This window comes from Pseudomonas sp. K8 (assembly GCF_014889455.1).
GTDB lineage: Bacteria > Pseudomonadota > Gammaproteobacteria > Pseudomonadales > Pseudomonadaceae > Aquipseudomonas > Aquipseudomonas veronii.
In genome coordinates, this window is record NZ_VJWO01000008.1 from 75,906 (window position 1) to 89,021 (window position 13,116).

The window sequence follows — 13,116 nt, forward strand, 5'->3', positions numbered from 1 at the left end:
TCACCGATGACCGACCAAAGCGCCCCGGCCCTCAAGGAAATCTTCAACGCCGAACGCCTGCAACACATCGCCACCGAGATGACGGCGGTGTACCCGGCGTTCGACGCCAAGGGCTTTCTCCAGCACGCCAAGGCCGGGCTGGCCGAGTTGTCGGTGATGCAGCGCGTGGCACGGGTCAGCGACAGCCTGCATGCGGTGATCCCGCTGGATTACCCACAGACTCTCACGCGGCTCTATGCCCTCGCGCCGCGCTTGAACAGCGGGTTTGTCAGCCTGTTCCTGCCGCACTACGTGGCGAGTCATGGCCGGGATGACTTCGAGCGCTCCATGGCCGCGCTCAAATATTTCACCACCTTTGGCTCCGCCGAATTCGCGATCCGGCACTTCTTGCTGCACGACTTCCAACGCACCCTGGCGGTGATGCAACAGTGGTCGCTGGATGACAACGAACACGTGCGCCGCCTCGCCAGCGAAGGCTCGCGACCGCGCCTGCCGTGGTCATTCCGCCTGGCCGACGTGCAGGCCAACCCCGGGCTGTGCGCGTCGATCCTCGACAACCTCAAGGCCGACAGCAGCCTCTACGTGCGCAAGTCCGTGGCCAACCACCTCAACGACATCACCAAGGACCACCCCGATTGGGTCCTCAGCCTGATCGAAGGCTGGTCGCTGGATAACCCGCACACCGCCTGGATCGCCCGCCATGCACTGCGCAGCCTGATCAAGCAGGGCAACACCCGCGCGCTGACGATCATCGGCGCGGGAGCCAAGGCCGAGGTCAAGATTCATCACCTGCGCGTCACGCCGGCGGTGATCACACTGGGGGAGCGGATCAACCTGACCTTCAGCCTCGAATCCACCGCCGCCGCACCACAAAAACTGGTGGTGGACTACGCCATCGACTACGTAAAAAGCGCCGGCCACCGTGCGGCCAAAGTGTTCAAGCTCAAGGCCTTTACCCTTGGCGCAGGCGAGCAGCAGCACATCAGCCGCGAACAACATATCCGTGAACTGACCACGCGCAAGCACTACCCGGGCAAGCACGCGGTGCATGTGCTGGTGAATGGAGAACGGCTGGGCAGCGCGGAATTCGTCTTGCGCGATTGACTCAGTTCAAGCAACACCACAGGTCTAATGTGGGAGGGGGCTTGCCCCCGATAGCGGGGCTTCAGTCATGCATGTTTTGGCTGACACACTGCTATCGGGGGCAAGCCCTCTCCCACATTTGGATCTCCATAGATCAGATAGACCCTGATCTGCTTTTGCTCTGCTCTTGCTTGGCCTTATAGCCGACCTGATCTTGGAAGCTGAATCCGGTCAAACGTGTGGGAGGGGGCTTGCTCCCGATAGCGCTGCTTCAGTCATGCATGTTTTGGCTGACACACTGCTATCGGGGGCAAGCCCCCTCCCACATTTGGATCTCCATAGATCAGATAGACCCTGATCTGCTCTTGCTCTTGCTTGGCCTTATAGCCGACCTGATCTTGGAAGCTGAATCCGGTCAAACGTGTGGGAGGGGGCTTGCCCCCGATAGCGCTGCTTCAGTCATGCATGTTTTGGCTGACACACTGCTATCGGGGGCAAGCCCCCTCCCACATTTGGATCTCCATAGATCAGATAGACCCTGATCTGCTTTTGCTCTGCTCTTGCTTGGCCTTATAGCCAACCTGATCTTGGAAGCTGAATCCGGTCAAAAGTGTGGGAGGGGGCTTGCCCCCGATAGCGGTGCTTCAGTCATGCATGTTTGGGCTGACACACTGCTATCGGGAGCAAGCCCCCTCCCACATTTTTGATCCAGGTTCTTCAGGTGGACCCGCCGAGCAACAGTGCCTGCTCCCGCGCGCACAACTCCACCACGTAATCCCACAACACCCGCAGCCGCACTGACTTGTGCAGTTCCCGGCGCGAGCTGATCCAATAGCTGCGCTGAATCCCCTCCCCCGGCAACAACGCCACCAGGTCCGGATCACCGGCCGCCATGAAGCACGGCAACACCGCAATCCCCAGCCCGGAACGCGCCGCCTGGTGCTGGGCGATCACGCTGGTGCTGTGGAACACCACTTTGGGGTTGCGGCAGAAGCTGCTGAGCAGTTTCAGTTCCTGGCTGAACAGCAGATCGTCGACGTAATCGATCCAGGCATGGGCGGCGAGGTCTTCGCGTTTTTCAATCGGCGGGGTGCGCGCCAGATACGCGCGGCTGGCATAGAGCGCCAGGCGGTAGTCGGTGAGTTTGCGCGTGACCAGTTGATCGACGCTGGGACGTTCGAGGTGGATGCTGATTTCGGCTTCGCGGTTGAGGATGCTGACGAAACGCGGCACGGCCACCAGCTCCACTTCCAACCCCGGATAGCGCTCGAACAGCCCGCCCATGCGGCTGGCGAGGAACATCACTCCCAGCCCTTCGGCCACGCCCAGGCGGATCTTGCCCAGGGGCGCGGCGGTGTGGGTCAGTTCGTCTTCGGCCAGCAGCGCGACGTTTTCCATGGCTTCGGCGTGTTTGAGCAGGGCCTCGCCGGACGGCGTCAACTCATAGCCGTGGGCGTGCTGCACGAACAACGCGGTGCCGAGGCTTTTCTCGATCGCCTCGATATGCCGCGCCACGGTGGCGTGGGTGGTTTTCAGGCGTTGCGCGGCGGTGAGCAGGCGGCCGCTGCGCTGCAACTCAAGAAAAAACCGCAGGTCATTCCAGTCGAACATAGCGCCTCCAATCCGTGAGCCTGGACCGCACTGTTTAAAAACGCACAGCCACTGGGTAAAAACTAACATTTTTAAGACGAAAACTAACAACTAGGATGGAGCCAATAAGAAAAACAAGCGAGACCTCAGATGCCCACTGCAACTGCTGAATACGATTACATCGTCGTAGGCGCCGGCCCCGCAGGCTGCCTGCTGGCCAATCGACTGTCCGCCAACCCCGCCCACCGTGTGCTGTTGCTTGAAGCCGGTGGTCGCGACAATTACCCCTGGATTCACATCCCCGTCGGCTACCTGTTCTGCATCGGCAACCCACGCACCGACTGGTGCTTCAAGACCGAAGCCCAGGCCGGCCTGCAAGGCCGCGCCCTGAGTTACCCGCGGGGCAAGGTGCTCGGCGGTTGTTCGTCGATCAACGGCATGATCTACATGCGCGGCCAGGCTCAGGACTACGACGGCTGGGCGGCGGCAGGCAACCCGGGCTGGGCGTGGGAAGACGTGCTGCCGCTGTTCAAGCACAGCGAGAACCATTTTGCCGGCGGTTCGGCATTTCACGGCGACGGCGGTGAGTGGCGCGTCGAGCAACAGCGATTGCATTGGCCGATCCTGGATGCCTTTCGCGAGGCCGCGGCGCAAAGCGGCATCGCCAACGTCAGCGACTTCAACCAGGGCGATAACGAAGGCTGCGGTTACTTCCAGGTCAACCAGAAGGCCGGCGTCCGCTGGAATGCGGCCAAGGCGTTCCTCAAGCCGATCCGCCAACGGCCGAACCTGACGGTATTGACCGAAGTCGAAGTCGACCGCGTGTTGCTGGAAAACGGCCGCGCATCGGCAGTGGTCGGGCGTCAGCACGGCCAGTCGCTCCGTTGGAAGGCCCGTAAGGAAATCGTGTTGTGTGCTGGCGCCGTGGGTTCGCCCGGCATTTTGCAGCGTTCAGGGATTGGCCCCGCCAACGTGCTCAAGCCGCTCGGCATCAATGTGTTGCATGAACTGCCGGGGGTTGGCGGCAACCTGCAGGACCACCTGCAACTGCGGCTGATCTACAAGCTGGAAAACGCGCGCACCCTGAACCAGATCGCGGGCAGCGTGTGGGGCAAAATGGGCATGGGCCTGCGTTACCTGTATGACCGCAGCGGCCCGCTGTCGATGGCGCCCAGCCAGCTCGGTGCGTTTGCCCGCTCGGGCCCGGAACAAACCTCGGCCAACCTTGAATACCATGTGCAGCCGCTGTCCCTGGAGCGCTTCGGCGAGCCGTTGCACGCGTTCCCGGCGTTTACCGCGTCGGTCTGCGACCTGCGCCCGCAAAGCCGCGGGCGTATCGATATTCGCTCGGCCAACCCGGCGGATGCGCCGTTGATCCAGCCCAATTACCTCAGCCATCCGCAAGACCTGCGGGTGGCCGCCGACGCGATTCGCCTGACTCGACGGATCGTCGCCGCGCCGGCCCTGAGCCCGTTCAAACCGGTGGAATACTTGCCCGGCGATGCGCTGCAAACCGAAGAGCAACTGCACGAAGCCGCGGCGCGCATCGGCACGACGATCTTCCATCCGGTGGGCACCTGCCGCATGGGCAGTGACCAGGACGCGGTGGTCGACGCGCAGTTGCGGGTGCATGGCGTGCCGGGGCTGCGCATCGCCGATGCCTCGATCATGCCCCGCATCACATCCGGCAATACCTGCTCACCGACGCTGATGATCGCGGAAAAAGCCGCGCAACTGATCCTTTCACCGAACACTGTAGGAGCGAGCTTGCCCGCGAAAAACGCAAAGGCGCCGCGTTCATCCAGATTTCCCGCGTAATCGTTGGCGATTTTCGCGAGCAAGCGCGCGCCTACAGAGGAACGGAAAACAGACCGGTGCTGAGGTTGGCACCGACAGTGGAACAACAATAAATAATCACTGTGAGGGATACCCGATGTCAGAACATGCTCAAACCCTGGGCTCGGCGGTCAGCACGAGCACCGTCAGCGAATCGAGAAAAGTCATCTTCGCCTCGTCCCTGGGGACGGTATTCGAGTGGTATGACTTCTTCCTCTATGGCGCCCTCGCGGCGGTGATCAGCAAACAGTTCTTTGCCGGGGTCAACGACACCACGGCGTTTATCTTTGCCTTGATGGCCTTCGCGGCCGGCTTTGTGGTGCGCCCGTTCGGCGCGCTGGTGTTTGGCCGCCTGGGCGACATGATCGGGCGCAAGTATACCTTCCTCGTGACCATTATCCTGATGGGTGTGGCGACGTTCTGCGTCGGCCTGTTGCCCACGTAGGCCAGCATCGGCATTGCCGCGCCGATCATCCTGATCGCCCTGCGCATGCTGCAAGGCCTGGCGTTGGGCGGCGAGTATGGCGGCGCGGCGACCTATGTCGCCGAACATGCCCCCGCCGGCAAGCGCGGCCTGCACACCAGCTGGATTCAATCCACCGCCACCCTGGGGTTACTGTTGTCACTGCTGGTGGTGCTGGCCTGCCGCTACTTCACTGGCGATCAGTTCGAAGTGTGGGGCTGGCGCATTCCGTTCCTGTTTTCCATCGTGCTGCTGGGCATTTCCACCTGGATCCGCATGAGCCTGCATGAATCGCCGGCGTTCCTGAAAATGAAGGAGGAAGGCAAGGCCAGCAAGGCGCCGATCCGCGAGTCCTTCGGCAAGTGGGAAAACCTCAAGGTGGTGCTGATTGCGCTGTTCAGCATCAACGGCGGGCAAGCGGTGACCTTTTACGCGGCGCAGTTCTATGTGCTGTTCTTCCTTACGCAGTTCCTGAAGATGGACCCGGCCCTGGCCAATATGCTGCTGATCATCAGCGTGGTGATTGGCGCACCGTTCTTTATCTTCTTCGGCTGGCTGTCGGACAAGATCGGGCGCAAACCGGTGCTGATGCTCGGCCTGCTGCTGGCGACCGCGCTGTACTTCCCGATCTTCAAGGGCCTGGCGCACTACACCAACCCGGCGATGGACCAGGCCAGTCGCCAGGCGCCGATCACCGTGCTGGCCGACCCGGCCACCTGCACCTTCCAGTTCGACCCGGTGGGCAAGGCGCGTTTTGACAGCCCCTGCGACAAGGTCAAGACCTTCCTGGTCAAGCAAGGCCTGCCCTACAGCAGCGCCGCCGCCCCTGCGGGCAGCCCGGTGCAGGTGAGCGTGGGCGACGTGCGCATCGATGGCTTTGACGAGTCGGCCCTGCGCGCCGCCGTGACCCTCGCCGGCTACCCGACATCGGCGGATGTGGCGCAGGTCAACAAGGTGATGGTGGTGGTGCTGATCGTGGTGCTGATCCTGATCGCGGCCATGTGCTACGGCCCGCTGGCGGCGTTGATGGTGGAACTGTTCCCGACACGCATCCGCTACACCTCGATGTCCCTGCCCTATCACATCGGCAACGGCTGGTTTGGCGGCTTCCTGCCGACCGTGTCGTTTGCCCTGGTGGTGTACACCGGCGATATCTTCTATGGCTTGTGGTATCCGGTGGTCGTGACCGGGGTGAGCCTGGTTGTCGGGATGTTCTGCCTCAAGGAAACGCGGCATGTGGATATCGACAACAACTGACCCGACCACCTGAACACCGCAGGTCCCCTGTGGGAGGGAGCAAGCCCCCTCCCACATCTGCTCTGCGGCGCCACACAAATTGCTGTACATCCATACAGATAATGGTTGCCCAAATCCCTCGGACTACGCATCCTGCAAGGCATCAACCCGATCTGATGTGATGACCATGCGGCTGTTCCTCTGTGAAAAACCCTCCCAGGCCAAGGATATTGCGGCGGTGCTCGGCGCCACGCGCCGTGGCGACGGTTGCTGGCTGGGCAACGGGGTGACCGTCACCTGGTGCATCGGCCACCTGCTGGAAACCGCCCCACCCGACGCCTACGACGCCAAGTACAAGCGCTGGGTGCTCGCCGACCTGCCGATCATCCCGGACAAATGGAAGATGCGGGTCAAGCCCAAGACCGCCGCCCAGTTCAAGGCGGTCAAGCGCCTGCTGGGGGAAGCCTTGGAACTGGTGATCGCCACCGACGCCGACCGCGAGGGCGAAATGATCGCCCGCGAGCTGGTGGAACATTGCCGCTATCGCGGGCCGATCCAACGCCTGTGGCTGTCGGCGCTGGACGACGCCTCCATCCGCAAGGCCCTGGCCGCGCTCAAACCCGGCGCCGAGACCTTCAGCCTGTACCACTCGGCCCTCGGCCGTTCCCGCGCCGACTGGCTGATCGGCATGAACATGAGCCGCCTGTTTACCTTGCTCGGCCGCCAATCCGGTTACCAAGGCGTACTGCCGGTGGGCCGGGTGCAGACCCCGACCCTGCGCCTGGTGGTCGACCGTGACCGCAGCATCGCCGATTTCGTACCGGTGGCCTACTGGGCCATCGACGTCGACCTGCGCCACGCGCACATGACCTTCACCACCCAATGGCGCGCCGTCGACGATGCCTGTGACGACCAAGGCCGCTGCCTCAACCCGCAACTCGCCCGGGACGCCGCCGACGCCATGACCCACGCCGCCAGTGCGCGGCTGGTGAAGTTGCGCACCGAACGCATGCGCGAGGTCGCGCCCCTGCCCTTCGACCTGGGGACGTTGCAGGAAATCTGCTCGAAGAAGCTCGGTCTCGGCGCCCAGGAAACCCTGGACATCGCCCAATCGCTGTACGAAACCCACAAGGCCATCACCTACCCGCGCAGCGATTGCGGCTACCTGCCATTGAGTCAGCATGGCGACGCGGCGAAGATCCTTGCCGCCCTGGGCCGTGCCGACGCGGCCGTCAACGAACTGATGCCGCATCTCGATCCCCGGCGCCGCTCGCGGGCGTGGAACGACGCCAAGGTCAGCGCCCACCACGGCATCATTCCCACCGGCGCCGGCAAGGATGCCGGGCAGCTCACCGGCAAGCATCGGGCGGTCTATACACTGATTCGCGCGCGCTACCTGGCGCAGTTTCTGCCCAACCATGAATACGACCGCACCCAGGCGGATTTCGACTGCGCCGGCCAAGCGCTGCGCGCGGTGGGCAAAGTCGTCATCGAGCCGGGCTGGAAACGCGCGCTGCCCGAAGCCCTTGCACCCGCCAAAGGCCGTGAGGCGCCGGCACCGCAAGCCCTGCCGGCGTTGGTGCAGGGCCAGGATTACGCCGTTGCCAAGGTCAACCTCAAGGACCTGTGGACCCAGCCGCCCAAACCCTTCACCGAGGGCGACCTGATCAAGGCGATGAAAAACGTCGCCAAGCTGGTGGAAGACCCGTTGCTCAAGCAAAAGCTCAAGGACACCACCGGCATCGGCACCGAAGCCACCCGCGCCGGGATCATCCAGGGCCTGCTGGACCGAGGCTACCTGGTGAAGAACGGCAAGGCCCTCTCGGCCACCCCGGCGGCGTTCAGCCTGATCGATGCGGTGCCGCGCGCCATCGCCGACCCGGGCACCACGGCGATCTGGGAACAGGCGCTGGACATGGTGCAAAGCGGCGAAATGAGCCTGGAAGAATTCGTCGCCAAGCAAGCGGCCTGGATGAGCAAGCAAGTGGCCCGCTGCAACGGTATGCGTATGACCATCACCGGCCCCGCCAGCCCGGCAGGCCGCGGCGCCACCCCGTGGAAGAAGAAACGCACGGCCGCGCCCCGCAAGACGGCGGCCAGCCCAAAGCGGGCGAAAAAGCCGACAAGTACCGGGTAAACCATGAATAAATCCGGCGGATGACGTTTTTCGACAGCTTTAACGCCGCTTTGGTCCTTGCTCCGGCGCCGGCCGTCTAGGATTCTGTAGGGGATTGCTGACTTCCTAACAACAACACCGGAGTGGCCACCATGAAAACCGTCTCAGAAGTACTCAAAGCCAAAGACAAGCAAAACCAGGAAGTCCACACCATTGAATGGGACCACACCGTATTCGAAGCGTTGGTGGTGATGTCATCGAAAAATGTCGGGGCCCTGCCGGTCGTCAAGCAGGGTGAGGTGGTTGGCATCATCAGCGAGCGCGATTACGCACGGAAGCTGATACTCAAAGGCCTTTCTTCCGTCACCACCAAAGTCCACGAGGTCATGAGCTCTCCAGTCATCACGGTCGATGCCCACAAGACAGTCGAAGCCTGCATGAACATCATGACCGACAGTCACCTGCGCCACCTGCCGGTGGTCGTCGACGGAAAACTGCTGGGCCTGCTCTCCATCGGTGACCTGGTCAAGGAAGCCATTGCCGAACAAGCCAACCTGATCAAGCAACTGGAGCAATACATTCGCGGCGAATAGGAGAGCCCATGCTCGACATGCTCGAACATCAAGAAGACCACCTCGACACCCTGCACCGGGCCATGGCCGCACGGCGTTTTCTGGTGCTGACCGGGGCGGGGATCAGCACGTCATCAGGTATCCCGGATTATCGGGACAGCGAAGGCGTGCGCCGAGGCAAGGCGCCGATGATGTACCAGGAGTTCCTGGCCACCCCGCAAGCGCGGCGCCGTTATTGGGCACGGGCGATGCTGGGCTGGCCACGGGTACGGATTGCGCAGCCGAACCAGGCCCACCTGGCGCTGGCCGCCTTGCAACATCGCCAGCGTATCAGCGGGCTGATCACACAAAACGTCGACACGCTGCATGACCAGGCCGGTAGTGAGGATGTGATCGAGCTGCATGGCAGCTTGCATCGCGTGCTATGCCTGGATTGCCATCGGCCCAGCGCACGCGATGTGATCCAACGGTTGATGGAGGCCGAGAACCCATACCTGGCAGGCGTCGACGCCGTGCAGGCACCCGACGGCGATACGCTGCTCGACGTAGCGTTTGAACAACGTTTTCGCGTGCCCCGCTGCCCCCATTGCGACGGTGAACGGCTCAAACCGGACGTCGTGTTCTTCGGCGAAAACGTTGCCCAAGCCACCGCCGCCAGGGCGATGGCGGCGGTGGAACACGCCGAGGGGCTGTTAGTGGTGGGGTCGTCGCTGATGGCCTATTCGGCGTTTCGCCTGTGCAAGGCGATGGTCGAGCAAGGCAAACCGGTGATTGCCATCAATCTGGGCAAGACCCGTGGGGATGAGTTGTTGCAGTTGAAGATCGCGGCATCCTGCGAGCGGTTATTGCCGCTATTGGCAGAGCGCCTGGGATAGCCAGGGCACCGCCCCTCAAAAATCAGCGGGAGACCCGGGCAGGCCAATGAACTGCAGCGACCCACCGCACAAAAAATGACGCCTGAGTCACACCGCCTCGCATGCCCCCGTCCCCACGGCGATTTATGTAGTGATCAAAAATAATCACTACATAACCGTTGACGTAACCTTTTTGTCCTTGCATGATCTAGACGTCTCCCGGATCGGGAGCGTTGGTAACAAGCGTTTTGAACAAGCTCGTCTGACCGCCGAGCTGTTTCTTCCGGATGTGCACTGCCCACAAGGCAGATTGATGAAGCTGACCGACCCGAAGGGTTCGGTACAAGGAGCTCAAACGCTGCTTGTCTTCGTTATGAAACCATTGCGTAGCAGTTCATCAGCAAGACTACATGCATCAGGTTCAAGACCCTGCCCGTATTCGGCAGACCGTCACTGACGCCCGGTTTTCGGAACCGGAGACAACTAAGCAGTTTTAACGAATCAATTGATAGATCGCCAACTGGTCAAGGGGCTTACACATGAATCTGAACAACCAACCAACTATCGAAGAATTGGCTGAGATGTTCGCAGCGCAGAAAGACACACTCGACGACCATATCCTGTGGATTGGCAAATCGGGCAAAGTCCAAATTGACTGCCTGGCGCCCCACACCGAAGAAGCCGAGTTCGACAAAAACAACCGTGAACTGGCGGCGCGCCTGAAGATGTACCGCCGTGGCCAGGGTTATGTCGGCAAGAAAGCGGCGGCCGATCGCAATTTCATCGAGCAAGTGTTCGACACACTTAACCACGCGTGGGAGTCTTTCAAAGACAACTCGCAAGTTAAAGTAATCGACCGCTACTACTAAGTACTTCTCAACTAATGTGGGAACTGGCTTGCCAGTTCCCACATTTTTTATGCAACTTCAAAAGTTGGGGTAACGCCCTTTCCCCGCTTCATCGCGGAAAATATCAAACAACACCTGTGCCGCCGCCGACAGTTCATGCCCCGGTTTGGTCAACACACCAATCGGCCGCTCGATCACCGGATCGGTCAAGGTGATGCAATGGGCGCCCGCCTCCTGCATCTGCTGCGCACATAATGCCGGTACGGCGCTGACCCCCAGCCCACTGGCAACCATCTTGCCCACCGTCGCCAATTGATGACTCTCCAGCGCCACCGGCAATTTCATCTGCAAGGCACCCAGATGCTCCTCCAGCATCACCCGTACCGTCGAGGGTCGTTGCAGGGCAATGAACGGTTGCTCCAACAGGCTTTTCCAGTCGATTTCAGCGCGCAGTGCCAAGGGTGAATCCATGGGCACCACGGCAATGAAGCGGTCCAGGTATAACGGCGTAAACGCCAGCGACGACCCCTCGGACGGTTCGAACGCCACGCCCAACTCGACCTGGCGATCGCGGACCATTTCCAGCACCTGTTCGTTGATCAGGTCATGCACCGTCACGTTCACATGGGGGTAACGCGCGCGGAATATCTTCAGGATCGGCGGCAGCAGGTTACCCGCAAACGACGGCATCGCCGCCACCGTTACGCGCCCGCGCTGCAGGGTGAAGCGCTGGCGCAGTTCATCCTCGGCGTTGTCCCAATCGGCAATCAGCCGACGCGCCAGCGGCAATAAGGATTCCCCTTCAGGGGTCAGCGCGACATTCCGTGTATTGCGGCTGAACAAGCGCCCGCCCAGCCCTTCTTCCAGGCCTTTGATGGTCAGGCTCAGCGCCGACTGAGAGAGGTGCAGGCGCTCGCAGGCGGCGGCAAAACTCAGGCTCTGCGCCACGGCCAAAAAGGCACGAATCTGTTTGACGGTCATGACATTACTCCGGACGACGGTTCGACTATGCAGTTTTTTAAATCAATCAACCTTAAAAAACAACTTAACAAATCAATCCGTCGGCGCAACACTCGAGGCATTGGCTGGCCCACTAACAATAAAAGAGGTGCATATGGCAGGTTTCGATAAACGCGTGGCGTCCTATGAAGAAGCCCTCGCAGGCCTGGAAGATGGCATGACCGTACTCGCTGGCGGCTTTGGCCTGTGCGGCATTCCGGAAAACCTCATCGCCGAGATCAAGCGCAAAGGCACCCGCGACCTGACCGTGGTTTCCAATAACTGCGGCGTCGACGGCTTTGGTCTGGGCGTGCTGCTGGAACAAAAGCAGATCCGCAAAGTGATCGCGTCTTATGTGGGCGAAAACGCCCTGTTCGAGAAGCAACTGCTCAGCGGCGAAATCGAAGTGGTGCTCACCCCCCAAGGCACCCTGGCGGAAAAAATGCGCGCCGGCGGTGCTGGCATTCCGGCCTTCTTCACCGCCACCGGCGTCGGTACCCCGGTGGCCGAAGGCAAGGAAACCCGTGAATTCAACGGTCGCCCGTACCTGATGGAAGAATCCATCACCGGCGACTTCGCCATCGTCAAAGGCTGGAAAGCCGACCACTTCGGCAACGTCATCTACCGCCACACCGCCCAGAACTTCAACCCGCTGGCCGCCACCGCCGGCAAGATCACCGTGGTCGAAGTCGAGGAAATCGTCGAACCGGGCGAGCTGGAACCGTCGCAGATCCACACCCCTGGCATCTACGTCGACCGGATCATCTGCGGCACCTTCGAGAAGCGCATCGAACAGCGCACCGTCCGCAAATAATCCCTCCAGCCCGAAGAGAACAAGAGGAACAGCACAATGGCTCTCACCCGCGAACAAATGGCTCAACGCGTCGCCCGCGAAATGCAGGACGGTTTCTACGTCAACCTGGGCATCGGCATTCCGACCCTGGTGGCCAACTACATCCCGGAAGGCATGGAAGTGATGTTGCAATCGGAAAACGGCCTGCTCGGCATGGGCCCGTTTCCCACCGAAGACACCATCGATGCCGACATGATCAACGCCGGCAAACAAACCGTGACCGCGCGCATCGGCGCCTCGATCTTCTCCTCCGCCGAGTCCTTCGCAATGATTCGCGGCGGCCATGTCGACCTCACCGTGCTCGGCGCGTTTGAAGTGGACGTACAGGGCAACATCGCCTCGTGGATGATCCCGGGCAAGCTGGTCAAGGGCATGGGCGGCGCCATGGACCTGGTGGCCGGCGCGGAAAACATCATCGTGATCATGACCCACGCCTCCAAGGACGGTGAGTCCAAATTGCTCAGCCAATGCACCCTGCCGCTGACCGGTGCCCACTGCATCAAGCGTGTGCTGACGGACCTTGCATACCTGGAAATCGACAACGGCGCCTTTATCCTAAAGGAGCGTGCCCCAGGGGTCAGTATTGAAGAGATTGTCAGCAAGACAGCCGGTAAACTAATCGTCCCCGACCACGTTCCAGAAATGCAATTCCAGTGAGGACACATT

At 61.2% G+C, this 13,116-nt stretch carries 10 protein-coding genes and 1 pseudogene; 9 read left to right on the forward strand and 2 right to left on the reverse strand.

The window, feature by feature from the left end; genetic code table 11:
* Positions 1–6 precede the first annotated feature (6 nt).
* Complete coding sequence (locus tag INT12_RS08285; protein ID WP_126585863.1) at positions 7–1,104, forward strand: DNA alkylation repair protein; 1,098 nt, start codon at positions 7–9, stop codon at positions 1,102–1,104.
* Between the two features lie 696 nt (positions 1,105–1,800).
* Here the strand turns inward: INT12_RS08285 and INT12_RS08290 are convergent.
* Entirely contained in the window at positions 1,801–2,694 is an 894-nt protein-coding gene (locus INT12_RS08290; RefSeq protein ID WP_017847052.1) for a LysR family transcriptional regulator, read from the reverse strand.
* Between the two features lie 129 nt (positions 2,695–2,823).
* Between INT12_RS08290 and INT12_RS08295 the strand changes: the two genes are divergently transcribed.
* The 6 genes and pseudogenes from INT12_RS08295 to INT12_RS08320 all read left to right on the forward strand — a co-directional run bounded on the left by INT12_RS08295 (position 2,824) and on the right by INT12_RS08320 (position 10,619).
* Positions 2,824–4,491, forward strand: a complete 1,668-nt coding sequence (locus INT12_RS08295) for a GMC family oxidoreductase (protein WP_126588460.1) — start codon at positions 2,824–2,826, stop codon at positions 4,489–4,491.
* Positions 4,492–4,606: 115 nt separating this feature from the next.
* Positions 4,607–6,229: pseudogene (locus tag INT12_RS08300) on the forward strand (MFS transporter).
* Between the two features lie 166 nt (positions 6,230–6,395).
* Entirely contained in the window at positions 6,396–8,345 is a 1,950-nt protein-coding gene (locus tag INT12_RS08305) for a DNA topoisomerase III (RefSeq protein WP_193040869.1), read from the forward strand.
* Positions 8,346–8,476: 131 nt separating this feature from the next.
* On the forward strand, positions 8,477–8,917 hold the full coding sequence (locus INT12_RS08310; RefSeq protein WP_017847048.1) for a CBS domain-containing protein: 441 nt from the start codon (positions 8,477–8,479) through the stop codon (positions 8,915–8,917).
* A gap of 8 nt (positions 8,918–8,925) precedes the next feature.
* On the forward strand, positions 8,926–9,771 hold the full coding sequence (locus INT12_RS08315; RefSeq protein ID WP_169883949.1) for an NAD-dependent protein deacetylase: 846 nt from the start codon (positions 8,926–8,928) through the stop codon (positions 9,769–9,771).
* Positions 9,772–10,289: 518 nt separating this feature from the next.
* The gene (locus INT12_RS08320; protein WP_017847046.1) at positions 10,290–10,619 is read left to right on the forward strand and encodes a hypothetical protein; all 330 of its coding nucleotides are present in this window, start codon (positions 10,290–10,292) and stop codon (positions 10,617–10,619) included.
* A 57-nt stretch (positions 10,620–10,676) separates the two neighbouring features.
* Here INT12_RS08320 and INT12_RS08325 read toward each other — a convergent pair whose 3' ends face one another.
* Complete coding sequence (locus INT12_RS08325; protein WP_102617820.1) at positions 10,677–11,579, reverse strand: LysR family transcriptional regulator; 903 nt, start codon at positions 11,577–11,579, stop codon at positions 10,677–10,679.
* 133 nt (positions 11,580–11,712) lie between these two features.
* Between INT12_RS08325 and INT12_RS08330 the strand changes: the two genes are divergently transcribed.
* Together INT12_RS08330 and INT12_RS08335 are read left to right on the forward strand one after the other, a co-directional pair.
* Entirely contained in the window at positions 11,713–12,411 is a 699-nt protein-coding gene (locus INT12_RS08330) for a CoA transferase subunit A (RefSeq protein ID WP_017847044.1), read from the forward strand.
* Positions 12,412–12,447: 36 nt separating this feature from the next.
* On the forward strand, positions 12,448–13,107 hold the full coding sequence (locus tag INT12_RS08335; RefSeq protein WP_010566045.1) for a CoA transferase subunit B: 660 nt from the start codon (positions 12,448–12,450) through the stop codon (positions 13,105–13,107).
* Positions 13,108–13,116 lie beyond the last annotated feature (9 nt).

What these genes read in the sequence shown, in the direction of transcription:
- INT12_RS08320 (WP_017847046.1), top strand. Translation starts at nt 10,290, where the DNA reads ATGAATCTGAACAACCAACCAACTATCGAAGAATTGGCTGAGATGTTC.
- INT12_RS08290 (WP_017847052.1), bottom strand. Translation starts at nt 2,694, where the DNA reads ATGTTCGACTGGAATGACCTGCGGTTTTTTCTTGAGTTGCAGCGCAGC.
- INT12_RS08285 (WP_126585863.1), top strand. Translation starts at nt 7, where the DNA reads ATGACCGACCAAAGCGCCCCGGCCCTCAAGGAAATCTTCAACGCCGAA.
- INT12_RS08305 (WP_193040869.1), top strand. Translation starts at nt 6,396, where the DNA reads ATGCGGCTGTTCCTCTGTGAAAAACCCTCCCAGGCCAAGGATATTGCG.
- INT12_RS08335 (WP_010566045.1), top strand. Translation starts at nt 12,448, where the DNA reads ATGGCTCTCACCCGCGAACAAATGGCTCAACGCGTCGCCCGCGAAATG.
- INT12_RS08310 (WP_017847048.1), top strand. Translation starts at nt 8,477, where the DNA reads ATGAAAACCGTCTCAGAAGTACTCAAAGCCAAAGACAAGCAAAACCAG.
- INT12_RS08325 (WP_102617820.1), bottom strand. Translation starts at nt 11,579, where the DNA reads ATGACCGTCAAACAGATTCGTGCCTTTTTGGCCGTGGCGCAGAGCCTG.
- INT12_RS08295 (WP_126588460.1), top strand. Translation starts at nt 2,824, where the DNA reads ATGCCCACTGCAACTGCTGAATACGATTACATCGTCGTAGGCGCCGGC.
- INT12_RS08315 (WP_169883949.1), top strand. Translation starts at nt 8,926, where the DNA reads ATGCTCGACATGCTCGAACATCAAGAAGACCACCTCGACACCCTGCAC.
- INT12_RS08330 (WP_017847044.1), top strand. Translation starts at nt 11,713, where the DNA reads ATGGCAGGTTTCGATAAACGCGTGGCGTCCTATGAAGAAGCCCTCGCA.